This is a genomic window from Polaribacter atrinae (genome assembly GCF_038023995.1).
In the GTDB taxonomy this organism is placed as follows: domain Bacteria; phylum Bacteroidota; class Bacteroidia; order Flavobacteriales; family Flavobacteriaceae; genus Polaribacter; species Polaribacter atrinae.
In genome coordinates, this window is record NZ_CP150660.1 from 2,170,620 (window position 1) to 2,188,275 (window position 17,656).

Annotated in this window: 13 protein-coding genes; 9 read left to right on the forward strand and 4 right to left on the reverse strand. The window is 31.0% G+C overall.

Annotated features, from left to right (window positions below; genetic code table 11):
- Positions 1 to 70 precede the first annotated feature (70 nt).
- On the forward strand, positions 71 to 1,090 hold the full coding sequence (locus WG945_RS09495; RefSeq protein WP_068447360.1) for a COX15/CtaA family protein: 1,020 nt from the start codon (positions 71 to 73) through the stop codon (positions 1,088 to 1,090).
- Between the two features lie 270 nt (positions 1,091 to 1,360).
- Here the strand turns inward: WG945_RS09495 and WG945_RS09500 are convergent, their stop codons facing one another.
- Entirely contained in the window at positions 1,361 to 1,783 is a 423-nt protein-coding gene (locus WG945_RS09500) for a molybdenum cofactor biosynthesis protein MoaE (RefSeq protein WP_068447362.1), read from the reverse strand.
- A gap of 192 nt (positions 1,784 to 1,975) precedes the next feature.
- On the opposite strand from WG945_RS09500, the gene WG945_RS09505 reads away from it, so the two are divergent.
- Positions 1,976 to 2,251 (forward strand): DUF3817 domain-containing protein, encoded by a 276-nt coding sequence (locus tag WG945_RS09505; RefSeq protein ID WP_068447364.1) that lies wholly within the window; start codon positions 1,976 to 1,978, stop codon positions 2,249 to 2,251.
- A 68-nt stretch (positions 2,252 to 2,319) separates the two neighbouring features.
- Here the strand turns inward: WG945_RS09505 and moaD are convergent, their stop codons facing one another.
- The 3 genes from moaD to WG945_RS09520 form a co-directional block, all read right to left on the reverse strand.
- Positions 2,320 to 2,562, reverse strand: a complete 243-nt coding sequence (gene moaD, locus WG945_RS09510; protein WP_068447365.1) for a molybdopterin converting factor subunit 1 — start codon at positions 2,560 to 2,562, stop codon at positions 2,320 to 2,322.
- Between the two features lie 12 nt (positions 2,563 to 2,574).
- Entirely contained in the window at positions 2,575 to 5,031 is a 2,457-nt protein-coding gene (locus WG945_RS09515; protein ID WP_068447367.1) for a DUF5686 and carboxypeptidase regulatory-like domain-containing protein, read from the reverse strand.
- A gap of 119 nt (positions 5,032 to 5,150) precedes the next feature.
- A complete protein-coding gene (locus WG945_RS09520; RefSeq protein WP_068447369.1) occupies positions 5,151 to 6,182 on the reverse strand; it encodes a LacI family DNA-binding transcriptional regulator in 1,032 nt (343 codons plus the stop codon).
- A gap of 216 nt (positions 6,183 to 6,398) precedes the next feature.
- Between WG945_RS09520 and WG945_RS09525 the strand changes: the two genes are divergently transcribed.
- The 7 genes from WG945_RS09525 (at position 6,399) to WG945_RS09555 (ending at position 17,655) form a co-directional block, all read left to right on the forward strand.
- Positions 6,399 to 7,724 carry a sugar porter family MFS transporter gene (locus WG945_RS09525; protein WP_068447371.1) on the forward strand — a complete coding sequence of 442 codons (1,326 nt, stop codon included), beginning with the start codon at positions 6,399 to 6,401 and terminating at the stop codon, positions 7,722 to 7,724.
- 4 nt (positions 7,725 to 7,728) lie between these two features.
- Entirely contained in the window at positions 7,729 to 9,312 is a 1,584-nt protein-coding gene (locus WG945_RS09530; protein ID WP_068447372.1) for a glycoside hydrolase family 32 protein, read from the forward strand.
- Between the two features lie 12 nt (positions 9,313 to 9,324).
- Positions 9,325 to 12,486: a SusC/RagA family TonB-linked outer membrane protein gene (locus WG945_RS09535; protein ID WP_068447373.1), complete on the forward strand. Its 3,162-nt coding sequence runs from the start codon at positions 9,325 to 9,327 to the stop codon at positions 12,484 to 12,486.
- A gap of 11 nt (positions 12,487 to 12,497) precedes the next feature.
- Complete coding sequence (locus WG945_RS09540; protein WP_068447376.1) at positions 12,498 to 14,243, forward strand: RagB/SusD family nutrient uptake outer membrane protein; 1,746 nt, start codon at positions 12,498 to 12,500, stop codon at positions 14,241 to 14,243.
- A gap of 113 nt (positions 14,244 to 14,356) precedes the next feature.
- Positions 14,357 to 15,241 (forward strand): carbohydrate kinase family protein, encoded by an 885-nt coding sequence (locus WG945_RS09545; protein WP_068447380.1) that lies wholly within the window; start codon positions 14,357 to 14,359, stop codon positions 15,239 to 15,241.
- Between the two features lie 77 nt (positions 15,242 to 15,318).
- Complete coding sequence (locus WG945_RS09550) at positions 15,319 to 16,671, forward strand: MFS transporter (RefSeq protein ID WP_068447384.1); 1,353 nt, start codon at positions 15,319 to 15,321, stop codon at positions 16,669 to 16,671.
- 45 nt (positions 16,672 to 16,716) lie between these two features.
- On the forward strand, positions 16,717 to 17,655 hold the full coding sequence (locus WG945_RS09555; RefSeq protein WP_082864137.1) for a carbohydrate kinase family protein: 939 nt from the start codon (positions 16,717 to 16,719) through the stop codon (positions 17,653 to 17,655).
- Position 17,656 lies beyond the last annotated feature (1 nt).

Consider the following 17,656-nt stretch of genomic DNA (forward strand, 5'->3'; position numbering starts at 1 on the left):
AAGAACAAGTCGTTTAATTTATTTTAAACGAATTTTTTTTGCCTTATTTTTGTAAAAACATTTATTTATAATGAAAAGTAGCTTCGCGAAAACTGTACAAATTGCCATTATATCTGTCTACTTAATTTTTTTAGCAGGCTCTGTTGTTAGAATGACTGGCTCTGGAATGGGATGTCCGGATTGGCCAAAATGTTTTGGGTATTATATTCCGCCTACAGCGGAAGAACAAATTACATGGAAACCAAATACTGAATTTAAAAAAGGTTTTATCATCATTAAAGATGAAGCCCTATTTGTTGCAGAACACGATATAAAAACAGCAGACCAATTTAACAAAAGCAATTGGGCTACTTATACAAAACACGATTACGCAAATTTTAACAAATACCACACCTGGACAGAGTACATTAACAGACTATCTTCTGTTTTAGCAGGTTTTGTTTTCTTATTCTTAATCTACGGAGCTTCAAAATTTTGGAAAACAGATAAAAGAATTCCAATACTTGCTTATACTGCTTTCTTTTTAATGTTAGTAGAAGCTTGGTTAGGAAAAACTGTTGTAGACACCAATTTAAAACCCTCTATAATAACCATTCACATGGTTATTGGTTTAATAATTATTGCACTTTTACTACAACTAAAATTTATTACTTCAGACAAAAATAAAACCCACAAGTACAACTCATTATTTAGCAAATTACTTATTATTTCTGCTGTATTTTCTTTGATACAAATAGCAATGGGAACACAAGTAAGACAATTTATAGATGAGCAAGTAAAGTTGTATGGTTTCGAAAACAAAGATTACAGTTTAATGAATCCGAGTTTTAAATTCTACTTTCATAGATCTTTTACCATTGCCATTGTAGCAATTAACTTTGGTTTATTCTACATAAATCAAGTAAAAAAATTAGATTATAAGTTGATAAACTGGGTGATTGCATTAATTTTCTTAGAAACTATTTCTGGTATGTTAATGTATTACGCAGAGTTTCCATTAGGTACACAAGCAACACATTTATTGGCAGGTGCAATTCTATTTGGGTTACAGTATTATTTATGGCTGCAAAGCAGAAAAACAATTAAGTAATCATCCGCTAGCACTAGCATTGGTAAGTGAATAGTATTCAGTATCAATTTTCAGTGGATCACTGTTAGGGAAGAAGAAAACATCATTTTTTTAGACCTTAAAACTTATTTATAGACTACTCCGATAGCGCGAGCGTCCCGCTCGTGCAAACACCAATAACTTGTAGAGTAATTTACACAAACTTATGCTACAATATTTTAAAAAAAGATACGAGCGAGACGCTCGCACCAGCATTGGGCGTTGAGTAAAACTGTGTACTAAAAACTGAATTTACGGATGCGCATTCACCCAAACCTCACCGTCAGAAAAATATTCTTTTTTCCAGATAGGAACGGTTTCTTTTAGAGTATCAATAGCAAATTCACAAGCTTCAAAAGCTGCTTTTCTATGTTTAGAAGACGTAGTTATAATTACAGGAATTTCACCAACCTGTAACATTCCTTCTGCATGATGAATGGCAATTTTTTTTATGTCGAATTTTTCTAGTGCCAAGTCTGCAATTTTTTGCATTTCTTTAATCGCCATTGGCTTATATGTAGAAAAATCTAATTGAAGAACTTCTTTTCCTTGTGTGTCACTTCTAACAGTACCTACAAATGCAGAAATTCCACCACAAGAAGCATCTTCTACAAAATGATAACATTCTTGTAAATCTAGTTTTTCTGAAGTAATTTTTATGGAAGTTCTTTTCATTTCTTGAGACACTAAAACATTTATACTGAATTTAACTCAGGAAGTTCAGTACTAAGACAAAAATAGGAAAACAAAGTTGTATTTTCGCAAAAATAAATGAATCAACATTACAAGGAGGTTTCTGTGTTTTAAAAAACAACGATCATCAACACAGATTATAAACATAAGTTGCCTTGACAAAAAATTATCTTTATGAAAAATATCTTTAGAATTGTAAGTATTTTAGAAGGAGTTTCTTACCTATTATTATTATTTATTGCAACACCTATAAAATATTTACAAGGTGATGCTTCTTACGTAAAAATGTTAGGAATGCCTCATGGAATTCTTTTTATGCTATATGTAGTATTGGCTATTGTAATCAAAAAAGAAATGAATTGGAACAATAAAACTTTAGGAATTGTTTTGGTTGCTTCTGTAATTCCTTTTGGTACTTTTTATGTTGATAAGAAGTATTTTAAGAAATAATTACTCGTACTCTTTTAGAAAATCATATTAGCTTGTTTCTTTCCTTAAGGATAAAAACAAGCTTTTTTTTATCCTCCGCTTACTGGCGGAATCACCGCAACAACATCGCTCTCTTTTAGAAGTAAATTATCGGCTGCATAACTTTCATTTACAGCAATTGCATAAGAATTTAAGTTTTCTAATTGATGATACTTCTCTTTTAAAGACTTTTTAAAATCTGCTACAGTAGCAACATCAACTATATTTAACTCTAAAGTTGATGAACCCACTAAATCTGTTGTAATTCCGAAAAAAAGTACTTGAATTTTCATTATTCAAAAATATTAAAACATACTCAATCGAAGCAATAAACCATCGTTTTTAATTCCTCCATGAAAAGATTTTACATAATCTACTCTTAAAAATCGCCATTTACCAAAACCTATATTATCTAATCCAACAGAATATTCTGTGTATGGCTTTTTATCTGCCATGATTAAGGCTTTTGCACCACCAACTAAATGAAGATTTAATTTATTCAATAACGGAATCTTACCTAAAATAGCCCCTTTAAAATCATGCTGAATATGTGCTTCTGCATACCTATCATTGGTGTAAAACTTATAATACTCTAACAAACCAAAGCTACTTAACTCACGATCCAAAGGAAAAAGTAATTGGTTTCCGTTGGCTTGCAAAAAGTCCATAAAAGCGATGTCTTTCTTTTTTAGAAATACACCTCCCCTAACATTATAAGATAGTTCTCCGTAATTTACTGCATTAATATCTTGTGTTAAATTTGCTGTAAATACATCTGAATTTAACTCGGAATTAGAAGCGCCAAAGTGTTTTCTATAATTAATATTTAAAGATGGATATTTCTCGTTTCCAATATTTTCTTTTCTATCCGGATAAGACAAATATTTTTGTCCGAATACAAAAGTAGCACCTAGATTAAACGTAGCAATTTCATGTTCTTCAAACACATCAATAACATCTGAAGGATTATTAGGCCTATAACCTCCATTTTCACCTTGTTTTGCAAAAGAATAATCTGTAGTATTAAAAAGTGGTTTTCTATTTACATATTCTAACGATGTAGCTAGGTAAATTCCATTTACAATTTCTTCTGAATAATTAATTTCAGCAAACTCCTTTTCGTAAATTCTTAAATAATTTAACCTCCTTATCAAAGAACTAACGGTGTTATTTAATTTCATTATAGGATTTCTACCATTAAACTGAGCTGTTGTAACTCCACCAGAAATTGTCATTCTAGGCCTGGAAATATCATTCCAATTTTTAGTTAAAAAGAAAGTAGGTCTTATCCGTTTGTCCGAAAAACCATAATTTACTTTTCCACCTACATTCCACCATTTCCCTGTGTTATTTTGCTCTTTAAAATAACTACCACCTAAAGAAACATTAAAACCTTGTACCGTATTAAAATTAAAATCATTAATTAAACCATTGTAAGAAACAGACCATTTTTCAAAAGAATTTCTATAAGTATATCCCATTATTGGGGCCACTAAATTCATTTTGTTTTGTATTTTATTTACAGAATCTAAATATTTCTTAGACTTTCTTACCACCTTTAAACTATCTTTAAATTGATAATCTATCGTTTCCTCTAACGTTAAAGGAACTGGTCTTAACGTATTCCAATAGGTAGTATCTTTTTCTGTAGCTTGTTTCTCAAACGATAAAACTTCATTTGTAAATGTGTTTTCGTCATATTTTGGTGTAAAATTATATGCAGAATATGCAGATGAAAAACGACCATCTAACTTAAAACCAAAACCATCTACTTTAAAATCGATACTCTGACTAATTAATACCCAAGCATCATTTTCTTCTGAATAATTATAATTTTGTTTTAAATACAAAACGTCTACAATTGGTATGTTTACCTGCGCTCCGGTAACAGAAACATCTGCGCCATAAATAGCCCAATCATCTTCTACAATATATAAATAACCATTAAAAACGCGGTCATTTTTACGCTTCGGAATCAATTTTATTTTATTGATCAGTTTACCATTTGTATCATAAAATGTTCCTTCTAATTGATATTTGTAATAACTAAAAGCATTGGTAGAAACTGGTGAAATTAAATCGCTACCAAAAGTAACACTATCATCATAAAAATTAATATTTGCATCCTCTGCTCTATTAAAACTAATACCATTATCGGTTCCGCTTACTTTAGAAGCAATAATTTTTTCTTTAAACTTTTTTGGTTTTTTCTGAAAATGGATTTCAGAAACAGTTTCCGAAAGGTAAATAATTCCGCTTCTTGTAGAATCTAATGCTCCACCAAAATCCCCCATATTTCTACCCAAAAATCTTTCTGGTGCATCCTTAATTTTATACAAACCTCTAGAATAGAATTTAGCAGTATAATTTGCATACTTATTCGTGTTTTTATCCTTATTAGCTATTGTATTTCTAATAATTCTATTTGCAGGATTGTCTTTTGTAGAAATAGAAATTTCTGCCAACTGCACATTTTCTTCCTCTAATTGCACATTTAACTCAAAAGGAAAAGACGTAATATTTATTTCCTTTTTTAACGTTATGTATCCTAAAATTTGAAAAACAACAGTATGTTTCCCTTTCTTTTCAATACCTAAAACGTACGCTCCATTATCATTAGAAGTTGTTCCTGTAACACTTTCATCTAAATAAATACTCACAAATGATAATGGGTTGTTATTTGTATCTGTAATTTTTCCTTTTACTTGGGAAAAAGAGGATAAAGAGGTGAAAAAAATGAGTAAAAAAATAGAATATTTCATCGTGTAATTTTGGTTGATAAACACAAACATAAACTTTATGCTAAATCTAACCACTTATTTTTTATTAAACAAGGCCTAATAATTTCTAAATTTTCAATTTCAGAAACACAAAAACAACCTTAAAGTTTTCTTTTAGTAGATTCTCTAATCACTAAATCGGTATCTAAAACAACTTCTTTATAACTAATACTTTTATTCATTTTTCTGTCTTTTATTTCTTTATATAATATTTTAAAAGATTTTTTCCCCATTTCAAAACCAGGTTGATTAATTGTTGTTAAAGAAGGTGAAATTACAGAAGACATAAACCAGTTACTAAAACCAACAATACTAATATCTTCTGGCACTTTAACACCCAATTTAGCAAATTCCGTCATGGCCCCAATAGCAACTAAATCTGTATTTATAAAAATACCATCCACATCTTTATGGTCTTTTAATAATTGTCTTGCATTTTCTTTTCCTTCCTCAAAACTCATATCTCCACACTCATTAACATATATTAAAGAAGGGTCGTACTCTAAGTTATTATCAAGCAACGCCTTTTTATAACCAAGAAATCTATCGATAGAATTTTGAGGCAACAAAGCCCCTCTAAAATGAGCAATTCGTTTACAACCAATATCAATTAAATGTTTCGTTGCTATATACGCAGCTTTTCTATCATCAATAATAACCTTAGAACATTTTACCACTTTAGCAATTTTATCAAACATTACTAAAGGAGTTTCTTGTTCAATAATTTCTGTTAGGTGTTTAAAATCTCCTGTTCCGTTTGCTAAAGAAATTAAAATTCCGTCTACTCTTTTACTAAGTAATAAATCTATTTGCTTTTTTTCTAACTCGTAAGATTCATCAGACTGAAGAATAATTACCAAATACCCTTTTTTTTCTGCTTGAGAAATAATTCCTTTAATAACACTAGAAAAAAAGTGATGCACAATTACAGGTATAATTAAACCTATAATCTTAGATTCTTTAGTTCTTAAATTAACGGCAAAAGAATTTGGTTTATAGTGCAATAAAGAAGCTGTTTCTCTCACCAACTTTCTTGTTTTTTTACTTACATCCGGATAATCTTTTAATGCTTTTGAAACGGTTGTGATAGAAATACCTAATTGTTCGGCTATTTGTTTAAGTGTTACCAAAATAGAATTGTTTAATTTTTAGAGCAAATATATGTTTTATTACCCTGTAAATATAGTAAATTACCTTAATCGAAAACGTTTTCGGTAAATCGAAAACGTTTTCGATTTATTATTTACACAAAATACTGTGCTGCTATTTTAATTTTACTCAAAAAAAAGTCTAAATTTTATTAAATCAACAAAATAGATGCAAAACTCAATTACAATTAAATCAAAAACATGAATAAAAAAATAATAATCTGGTCTTTAACAACTGCACTAGCAGGTTTCTTGTTTGGTTTTGATACAGTTGTTATTTCTGGTGCTGAAAAAAAACTTCAACTAATTTGGGAATCTACAGATATGTTTCATGGATTGGTAGTTATTGGTATGGCATTATGGGGTACAGTCTTTGGGGCAATTTTTGGAGGAATACCAACTAATAAAATTGGTAGAAAAAACACCTTAATATGGATAGGTGTCCTTTACACAATATCTGCAATTGGATCTAGTTTAGCTAATGATCCTTGGACTTTTGCTTTATTTAGATTTATTGGAGGCCTAGGTGTTGGAGCATCTACAATTGCAGCTCCAGCTTATATCTCAGAAATTGCACCCGCAAAAGATAGAGGTAAATTAGTTGGCTTATATCAATTTAATATTGTGTTTGGTATTTTAATCGCTTTCTTTTCTAATTATTTATTAAATAATATTGGTGAAAATGCCTGGAGATGGATGTTAGGTATAGAAGCAGTGCCTGCAATTATTTATACTTTAATGATTTTATCTGTACCTAAAAGCCCTAGATGGTTATTAACCAAATCTAAAGAAGATGAGGCTAGAAAGGCTTTAAAAATTATTAATCCAAAATTAAACTCAAATGCTTTAGTTGAAGAAATCAAACAAGAGATGAAAGATACGATACCTAATGAAAACATCTTTCTTAAAAAATACAGATTCCCTTTAATCTTAGCTTTTTTAATTGCCTTTTTCAATCAATTATCTGGTATTAATGCATTATTATATTATGCTCCAAGAATATTAGAAGAAGCAGGTTTAGGAGAAAGTACTGCCATGTTAAGTAGTATTGGTGTTGGTGTTACAAATATGCTATTTACATTACTTGGTATATTTTTAATAGATAAATTAGGTAGAAAACAACTAATGTATATAGGCTCTTTTGGTTATATTATATCATTATCATTAGTTTCTGCTGCCTTCTTTTTTAACTGGGAAGGAACTTACATGCCTATCTTCTTATTTATTTTTATTGCAGCACATGCAATCGGGCAAGGCACTGTAATATGGGTTTTTATATCAGAAATATTCCCCAATCATTTAAGGGGTTCAGGACAATCTTTTGGTAGTTCTGTACATTGGGTATTAGCAGCAGTTATTCCTTCATTAGTACCGGTATTATTCTCTACAATTGGGGCTAGTGTTGTCTTTCTATTTTTTGCAGTGATGATGGCCATACAATTACTATTCGTAATCTTTATGATGCCAGAAACTAAAGGTGTTACACTAGAGGAGCTAAGTAAAAAACTAATCAAAAATAAAAATTAAGCAAATGAAATTCAAAAAACTAACTTTTATAACTCTTGTGTTGCTTGTATTTTTTAACTGTAAAAAAACAGTAGAAACTAAAGAAAAAGTTTCTAAAACTTATACAGAAGAAGAACTTTACAGACCTAACTTTCATTTTACGCCAAAAAAAGCTTGGATGAATGATCCTAATGGCATGTTTTATTACAATGGTTACTATCATTTATATTTTCAATACCATCCAGATAGTAATGTTTGGGGTCCTATGCATTGGGGACATGCAATTAGCACAGATATGATTACCTGGTCAGAGCAACCTATTGCTATTTATCCTGATGAACTTGGAACCATTTTTTCTGGAAGTGCGGTTGTAGATATTAGCAATAGCTCTGGATTAGGAGAAGTTGAAAAATCTATTCCAATTGTTGCTATGTACACGAACCATAAAGATTTTGGTAACGGAAAGGTTAAACAGGTACAAAGTATTGCTTACAGTAATGACGAAGGTAAAACTTTTAAGAAATACGAAAACAACCCGGTTATAGACAACGATACTATTAAAGATTTTAGAGATCCAAAAATTACTTGGGATGAGGATAGACATAAATGGATTATGTCTCTAGCAGCTGGAGATAAAATAATGTTTTACGATTCTAAAAATTTAAAAAACTGGAACTTACTTTCAGAATTTAAAAAAGATGAAAATTCTAAAGATGGAGTTTGGGAATGTCCAGATTTATTTAAACTACCAATTAAAGGTACAGAAGAATTTAAATGGGTATTATTTGTAAGTGTTGGAACTGGTGGTCCAAATGGTGGAAGTGCAACACAATATTTTATTGGAGATTTTGATGGTAAGAACTTTAAAATTGATAAAGAGTTTGAAAAAAACTTAAAAGAAAATCATACGTATTGGTTAGATTTTGGTAAAGATAATTACGCAGGTGTTTCTTGGTCTAACGCAAGAACAAAAGATGGTGCTAAATTAATGATTGGTTGGATGTCTAATTGGGATTATGCAGTAAAAGTACCAACAGAAACATGGAGAAGCGCAATGACAATTCCTAGAAAAGTAGCACTTAAAAAAGATGATAATGGTTATCGATTAATTTCCAACCCTGTAACAGATTTAAATAAATACAGAGGCACCAAATTTAAAAAAGAAAATATTTCTGTAAACGGGAATACAAAAATTATAGGTTCAGAATCTATTGATTTATCTAGTTCTGAAATAAAGTTTAATATAAACAATTTAAATGATAAAAGCTTCACTTTTAAACTATCTAACAAAGTAAATGACTCACTTTTATTTGGATATGATAATGCTAAGAATTCTTTTTTTATTGATCGTAAAAAATCTGGAAAAATAAATTTCTCAGAAAAATTTGCAGATAAAATTTCTTATGCTCCTAGAACATCATCTAATAAAAATTTATCAGGAACAATATTAATAGATAAAACCTCTATAGAATTATTCTTTGATGATGGAGAAACTGTTATGACAGAAATATTTTTTCCAAACAAACCCTATTCAACCTTTTCTATAGAAACTAATAATCAAGAATTACTTCTTGATAACATCGAATTAAATCAATTAAACATTAACTAAATTAAATAAATTATGAGACGTAAATTACTCTTTTTACTTACAATATTTGCTCTTATCAGCATATCCGCCCAAGCCCAGGTTAAAGGTGTGATTACTGATAAAGATGGAGATATGCCATTACCAGGTGTTTCAGTAGTTGTATCTGGCACTACTGTTGGAACAACAACCGATTTTGATGGAAATTATACTTTAGCCAACACAAAAGGTGATGACACATTGGTTTTTAGTTATTTGGGTTACAAAATCGAAACCATAAAAATAAACGGTAGAACTGTTATAAATGTTGTACTAACAGCAGAAGCAAGTCAACTAGATGAAATAATAATAACTGGTTACTCCAAAGAAAAAAAGGTAGATGTAACTGGGGCAATATCTGTTGTAGAAATGGCTCCTATTAAGGGTGTTGGTTTAAGTACAGGTAGTGCCGTACAGAGTTTACAAGGCCAAGTAGCTGGTTTATTTATTGAGAAAAACGGAGACCCAACTGGTACAAGTAATAATATACTAATTAGAGGTGCAACCACCCTTGGTAACAACAACCCATTGTTTGTTATTGATGGTGTGCCAACACTAAGGCAAGAAGTTTTTGCAAGTTTAAACCCAAGTACAATAGAATCTGTTCAAGTTCTTAAAGATGCTTCTGCTTCTTCACTTTATGGAGCTCGTGCAGGAAATGGTGTGGTAGTTGTATCTACAAAAAACAGATCAAAAGCAGGAGGCGCAGAAAAATTTAAAATCAGTTTAAACTCAAACATTTCAGTTTTATCAGAAAAAAAACAACGTTATAAAATGCTAAATGCATTGCAAAGAGGTAAAGCTTTATGGCAAGCATCTGTTAATGATGGTGCAGACCCTAGTGGTGGTTATGGTGAAATATATAATTTTGATTGGAACGGTGATTTTAATAACCCTGTTTTAAATAGTGTAACTGTACAGCCCTTTGTTGGTGGTGATACAAGTGTACCAGTTGGAGACACTGATTGGCAAGACGAAACTTACCAAACTGGATATTTATACAATAATGAAATTTCATTTTCTGGAGGTACAGACAATTCATTTCACTTAATAAATGTAGGTCATTTAAGCAATACAGGTATCTTAAAAAACACAGGTTACGAAAGAATTACAGCTAAATTAAACTCTAATTTTAATTTATTTGATAATAGGTTAAGAGTTGGTGTAAATTCACAAATGTCTACTTCTGATGAAACTTTAGCTGCTAGAGACGTTGGTAGTGGTTATACAACAAGTTTAGCTATATCACTAGCACCAACAATTCCTGTATATGATGCAAACGGAGAGTTTGCTGGCCCTTTGGGTTCTGGTTATTCAGACAGAAATAATCCTGTTTTAATGCAACAACTTAATAGTTGGGACAATACAAACAGAACCACTTTTTTTGGAAATATTTATGGAGAGTTTGATATCGCAAAAAATCTAACCTATAGAACTAGCTTAGGTGTAGATTATAATGTAGTAGACAGAAGGGATATTGAAAGAAAAGTTAACAATGGTTTTATAACAAGAGCTACAAATAGATTGATACAAGGCAATCAAAAATTTACAAGTTTAGTATTTACAAACACCTTAAATTATAGTGTAGAATTAGCCGAAAAGCATAAAATAGGAGTGCTTTTAGGAGCAGAATCTATTAAAGACGATCAAGATAGTTTTATTGCACAAGCAGATGGATTTGCAGTAGAGACTGAGTCTTTCTTTCAGTTAGATGCTGCTACAGGAGCAAAAACAAACTTAGGGTCTTCTACAGGTAGTAGATTGTTGTCTCAATTTGCGAAAGTAAATTATGGTTACGAAGATAAGTATTTAGCTTCTGTAACTGTACGTAGAGATGGTTCATCAAGATTTGGAGCAGATAATAGATATGGTATTTTTCCTGCAGCAACAGTAGGTTGGAGAATTAGTAATGAGGATTTTTGGAAAGAAAATGATATTGTAAATTCTTTAAAATTTAGAGCGGGTTATGGAGAAGTTGGTAACCAATCTATTGGAGATTTAGCACGTTTTGGTTTATTTGAATCTAATTACGGACAAAATCAATTACAAGCTACTGGAGATACTTTTTTCTTTAATACGTTTTACAATGTTGGTACCGCTTATGATTTAAACGGAAATAACACAGGTAATTTACCATCTGGTTTTGTATCAATTCAAGCATCAAACCCAGCTTTAAAATGGGAAACTACCAAAGAATTTAATTTTGGTGTAGACTTTTCTTTATTAAACAATAAAGTAACTGGTACTTTCGATTATTTTACTAGAGAAACTAGTGATATCTTAACAACACCACCAATTGCTTCTGTAGTAGGAGAAGGACAACAAAGAGTATTAAATGGAGCAACAACAGAAACTAACGGTTGGGAATTAGCTTTAGCTTATGCTAATACTTTTGAAAACGGATTAAAATTAACTGTTTCTACTAACTTTGGTGCTTTTAAAGATAAAATTACGGCATTACCAGAAGAGGTTGTATCTTCTTATCCTGGTACTATAGACAATTCTATCATTGGGCATTCTCAATTTTCAATTTTCGGATATAAAACAGATGGTTTATTTCAAAGTCAAGCAGATATAGATGCAAGCCCAACTCAAGTTGGAGCTAGACCTGGAGGATTAAAATTTCAAGATTTAGATGGAAACGGCAGTATAGGTGCAGAAGACAGAGATTTTATTGGCACAACGTTACCAGATTTAGAATATGGAATTAGAGTAAACTTAGAATATAAAAACTTCGACTTTTCTGTATTCGGCTCAGGTGTTACAGGTAGAATAGGTTTAGACCCATATATATACTGGAATAACTTTGTACAAGGAAGAGAAAATGCTGGTTTAGGTGTTTTAAATGCATGGACACCAACCAACACGGGTTCAAATATTCCAGCGGCATCACTTGTAAATAACGATACAAGAACCTCTGATTATCTTTACCGAAATAATTCTTATTTCAAAATAAGAAACTTGTCATTTGGATATTCATTACCAGAAGAAATTGTTAATAAATTCGCAGGCATGTCAAGTTTAAGATTTTACGTTCAAGGAGAAAATTTATTTTGGTTTACACCTAAAGACTATATAGGATCAGATCCAGAAAGAACAAATGTAGATAACATTCCTGTTCCAACCACATTATCACTTGGTCTTAACATTAACTTTTAAAAAATATTAAAATGAAGAATATAAAAATATTATTAGCGGGAATCTTTGCTACATTTTTAATAGCAGGATGTTCTGATGATTTCTTAGAATATGAACCAGAAGGTGTATTATCTAATGAAAACGTAGCTACAGCAGAAAATGCAGAAGCATTAGTTGTTGCAGCATATGCAGGAATAGCAAATGATGACATGGTAGGTCCACTAACTAACATGTGGGTTTACGGAAGTGTTAGATCTGATGATGCCTACAAAGGTGGTGGTGGTAGAGGTGATGTTGATATTGTAGATAGATATGAACAATACAACTTAACAATTGCAGACGACCCTTTAGATTGGATGGGACCAAGAACTTGGACTAATTATTATAAAGCAATATCGAGAGCTAATTTTGCTTTAAAAGTAATTAATGATATACCAGATGTAGAGTATTCAAACAAAGCTATAAGACAAGGAGAACTTCGTTTTTTAAGAGCGCACTCTCATTTTATGCTTAAACTATTGTTTAAAAAAATTCCATATATCACAGAAGATTTAACACAAGATGAAATTATTAAAGTTTCTAATGATGTAGATAATGATGCTTTATGGAACACAATTGCAGATGATTTTAAATTTGCTTATGATAACTTACCTCAATCTCAAGATCAGGTTGGTAGAGCAGATAAAAATGCAGCAGCAGCTTATTTAGCAAAACTACGTTTATACCAAGCTTATGAGCAAAATGATAATCACGCCGTTACTAATATAAACATGTCTAAATTACAAGAGGTAGTTGATTATGCAGATGATGTAATAGGTGCTTTAGAAGGAGATTATGGAAATAACTTTTTAGATGGTTTTGATAATGGTTCAGAATCTATTTGGGCTGCACAATTTTCTATTAATGACGGAACAACTGTTAGTAGAGTAAGCTTTGTAACCGGTTTAAATTCACCTCAGGGTACTGGGCTGTATGGATGTTGTGGTTTTCATTTGGCTAGTCACAATATGGTAAACGCATTTAAAACGGATGCTTCTGGCTTACCATTATTAGATACTTTTAATGATAGTAACATTTTTGATGTTGTGGATGCAAATGGAGAAACTGCTTTAGCTACAGGAATTACATTAGACCCAAGAATAGATCATACAGTAGGTATACCAGGTCGTCCTTTTAAATACAGAAATACGGTAAATACTACTGGAGATATGATATACAATTTTAGTTGGGCAAGAGACCCAGGAGTGTATGGTTATTTTGGAAACATGAAAGAACAGCAAGCACCAGATTGTGGTTGTTATGTAAAAGAAGGTCCTTTTGTGGGTACTTCAAAGAATGTAGATTTTATAAGATATGCAGACGTACTTTTATTTAAAGCAGAAGCTTTAATTCAAATGAATCAAGTAGATGCAGGTGTCGAAATTATCAATCAAATTAGAAGAAGAGCTAAAGTAAGCACTCAAAGACAAATGAATGCGGGGGCTAGTAATGTATATAATGTGGGTGAATATGCCATGGGAATGTCTAAAGATGATGCTTTTAAAGCTTTAATGTTTGAAAGACGTTTAGAGTTTGGTATGGAAGGTCCAAGATTTTTTGACTTAGTAAGATGGGGAATGGCAGAACAAGTTCTAAATGCATATTTAGCAGTTGAAAAAACAAGAAAAGATTTTTTAACAAATGCTAATTTTACAGTAGGTAGAGATGAGTACTATCCAATCCCTCAAAGAGAAATAGATTTTACAGGTGGCATTTACAAGCAAAACCCTGGTTACTAATATAGTGTAGATTGTTTTTTGAATTGAATTAATTGGTATCAAGAGAGATTGACATTGTTTAATCTCTCTTGTTTTTATCACAATGAAATTGTTTTATTTTTAAATATTAAAAGATGTCAAAAGTAGTTTGTTTTGGAGAAGTTTTGTGGGATATATTTCCAACTCATAAAAAAATAGGAGGAGCTCCTCTAAATGTTGCCAGCAGATTAAGTTCATTTGGTCATAACGTTACAATGATAAGTGCTTTAGGTGAAGATAATTTTGGACAAAAAATAATTGAGTATCTTAAAGATAATAAAGTTAACACCAACCATATTCAAATAAAAAAACAATTTCAAACTGGTAAAGTAAATGTCATACTAGATAAAAGAGGCACTGCTTCTTATACTATAAATTACCCAAGTGCTTGGGATAAAATTTCCATTACTGAAAAAGCAAAAAATGAAGTTGAAAACGCTGATGCCTTTGTTTTTGGTAGTTTAATTGCAAGAGACAAAACTTCAAGAAAAACATTGTATGAATTAATTGAAGCCGCGAAATATAAAATTTTCGATTTAAATTTAAGGCAATCTCATTACACAACAGATGTATTACTATATTTAATGGAAAAAGCAAATTTTATTAAATTTAATGATGATGAGTTATATGAAGTTTGTAAAAAAATAGGTTCAAAATACAATTCACTTGAACAGAATATAAGATTTATTGCGGCAAAAACAAATACAAATCATGTATGTGTTACTAAAGGACCACATGGTGCTGTTTTATTATATAACGATATTTTTTACTACAATAGTGGTTATCAAATAAATGTTATTGACACTGTTGGTGCAGGAGATTCTTTTTTAGCTTCACTAACTAGTGAATTATTAAAAAAATCAACCCCACAAAAAGCAATCAATTTTGCTTGCGCTATCGGAGCATTAGTTGCTCAAAGTGAAGGAGCTAATCCAAAAATATTGCAATCAGAAATTGAAACTTTTATTAATCCACAATAAAAGATGTATCATCATAATTATTAGATAGCTTAGACATTTATGTCTTTCTTAAAAAAGAATAGATTAAAATAAATAAAATGAAATTAAAAAAACCTAATTTAAGTTTCTGGCAAATCTTTAATATGAATGTAGGATTCTTAGGAATTCAATTCAGTTTTGGTTTACAACAAACAGCAGTTAATCCTATATTTTCATTCTTAGGGGCTCATCATGAAGATTTACCATTATTAAATCTAGCAGGTCCTGTTACAGGTTTAATTATTCAACCTATAATCGGAGCTATTTCAGATAAAACATGGTCTCCTCGTTGGGGCAGAAGAAAGCCTTTTTTTCTTATTGGTGCTTTAATAGGTAGTTTATGTTTATTTGCTTTTCCATATAGTCCATCGTTATGGTTTGCTGTTGGTTTATTATGGATTCTAGATGTTGGAAACAATATGGCAATGGAGCCTTATCGTGCTTTTGTTGGAGACAAACTACCAAACAAACAATTAAGTTTTGGTTACCAAATGCAAAGTTTATTTGTTGGTGCTGGTATTGTTTTAGCTAATGCTTCCATTTTCCTTTTTCAAGATTGGTTTGGCGCAGAAGAAACCACAAGTACAGCAGCAACTTCTATACCTCAATGGTTGTATTATTCCTTTTTTATAGGAGCAATACTATCTATTGCAACAATTCTTTGGTCGGTATTAAAAACTCCAGAAATACCGCCATCAAATAAAGAATTAGAAGAAATTAAAAAACACAATGCACTACCCTTTTTAGATAGAGTTAAAACACCTTTTACAGAAATTGTACAAGCAATAAAAGACATGCCTAAGTTTATGTGGAAATTATCAGCCGTTTATTTATTTCAATGGTATGCTCTATTTATTTACTGGCAATTTATTTCTCCAATGTTCGAAGAAAGTATGGGCTTTAACAAGTCTGAAGCTTTAAGTCAGGCTGCAAAAATGAATACAACATACAACATTTCTACAATTGTTTTTGCTTTAGCTCTTGTTCCTTTAGCCCTAAAATGGGGTGGAAAAAAAGTATATGTTTTAAGTTTGTTCTTAACAGGTATTGCTATGCTTAGTATTCCCTACATTCATGATCCTATGCTAGTTATTTTACCTATGATTTTATTTGGTATCGGATGGGCAGCAATGATGGGAATTCCATATTCTATGGTTTCTAAAATTGTACCACAAGAAAGACGTGGAGTGTATATGGGAATTTTAAATATGATGATTGTTATTCCTATGGGAATACAAACAGTAACATTTGGACCTATTGTAAAAAATATTTTAAATAATAGCGCCGTAAACGCAATACTACTAGGAGGTGTTCTTTTTGTTATTGCCGGTGTTTTTGCACTACGTCTTAAAGAACCTAAACCAAATATTGATCATAAAAATACAGCAACCACAACTATTTCTGTTGAATAATTCTTGAACTTCTTAGACTAAAAAGCGCTAATTAAAATTAAAAAATTGAAAAACACAACTAAAAATATAGACATACTATGTGTTGGTGAAGTCCTTATCGATTTCATTGGCCACCAATCTGGCGTACTTATTAATAATACTAGAGATTACCATAGATATTTAGGTGGGTCACCTACTAATGTTGCTATGAATTCTGCTAGATTAGGATTAAAATCTGTTATGATATCATCCGTTGGTGATGATGGCTTTGGCGAATACATTTTTAAAAGACTTGCAGAAGAAGGTGTAAATACACACCATATTAAAAAAATTGACAAGAAGCCTACAAGTGTCATTTTTGTATCAAAATCAGAGGGAACTCCAGATTTTATTCCCTTTCGTGAAGCAGATTATCACATTACAGAAGAGCAGATATCTACAGAAATGTTGACTAAAACCAATATATATCACACAACTTGTTTTGCATTAAGTAGAGAACCTGCACAAACTACCATCTTAAAAAAAGCAGAAGAGGCTTATAATTTAGGCTGTAAATTAAGTATTGATTTAAATTATGCTAAAAAATTATGGAGCAGTCAAGAACAAGCTTTAAGCGTAATAAAAGCCTACTGTAAGTTTAATCCTTTGATAAAAATTAGTGAAGACGATATGCTTCGCTTATTTGAAAAAGAGTTACCACACCAAGAGATTTTTGATTTTTTTCATAACCTAGGTGTAGAAACAGTTTGTTTAACATTAGGCAGTAACGGTGTTAAATTGTCACAATCTGGTAAAGAAATTATTCAGTTACCAGCCATTAAAGTAGAACGAGTAATGGACACTACAGGAGCAGGAGATGCTTTTTGGTCTGGTTTCTTATTTGCTTACATTAAAGAAAAACCAATACAAGACTGTTTACAGGTTGCTTTAAAATTAGCGGCTTTAAAACTTCAAAACGTTGGCAGACTGCCAGATAACATTAATATTTTATCTAAACTTTTATAGT

What these genes read in the sequence shown, in the direction of transcription:
- WG945_RS09535 (WP_068447373.1), top strand. Translation starts at nt 9,325, where the DNA reads ATGAGACGTAAATTACTCTTTTTACTTACAATATTTGCTCTTATCAGC.
- WG945_RS09540 (WP_068447376.1), top strand. Translation starts at nt 12,498, where the DNA reads ATGAAGAATATAAAAATATTATTAGCGGGAATCTTTGCTACATTTTTA.
- WG945_RS09515 (WP_068447367.1), bottom strand. Translation starts at nt 5,031, where the DNA reads ATGAAATATTCTATTTTTTTACTCATTTTTTTCACCTCTTTATCCTCT.
- moaD (WP_068447365.1), bottom strand. Translation starts at nt 2,562, where the DNA reads ATGAAAATTCAAGTACTTTTTTTCGGAATTACAACAGATTTAGTGGGT.
- WG945_RS09550 (WP_068447384.1), top strand. Translation starts at nt 15,319, where the DNA reads ATGAAATTAAAAAAACCTAATTTAAGTTTCTGGCAAATCTTTAATATG.
- WG945_RS09525 (WP_068447371.1), top strand. Translation starts at nt 6,399, where the DNA reads ATGAATAAAAAAATAATAATCTGGTCTTTAACAACTGCACTAGCAGGT.
- WG945_RS09495 (WP_068447360.1), top strand. Translation starts at nt 71, where the DNA reads ATGAAAAGTAGCTTCGCGAAAACTGTACAAATTGCCATTATATCTGTC.
- WG945_RS09500 (WP_068447362.1), bottom strand. Translation starts at nt 1,783, where the DNA reads ATGAAAAGAACTTCCATAAAAATTACTTCAGAAAAACTAGATTTACAA.
- WG945_RS09505 (WP_068447364.1), top strand. Translation starts at nt 1,976, where the DNA reads ATGAAAAATATCTTTAGAATTGTAAGTATTTTAGAAGGAGTTTCTTAC.
- WG945_RS09530 (WP_068447372.1), top strand. Translation starts at nt 7,729, where the DNA reads ATGAAATTCAAAAAACTAACTTTTATAACTCTTGTGTTGCTTGTATTT.
- WG945_RS09545 (WP_068447380.1), top strand. Translation starts at nt 14,357, where the DNA reads ATGTCAAAAGTAGTTTGTTTTGGAGAAGTTTTGTGGGATATATTTCCA.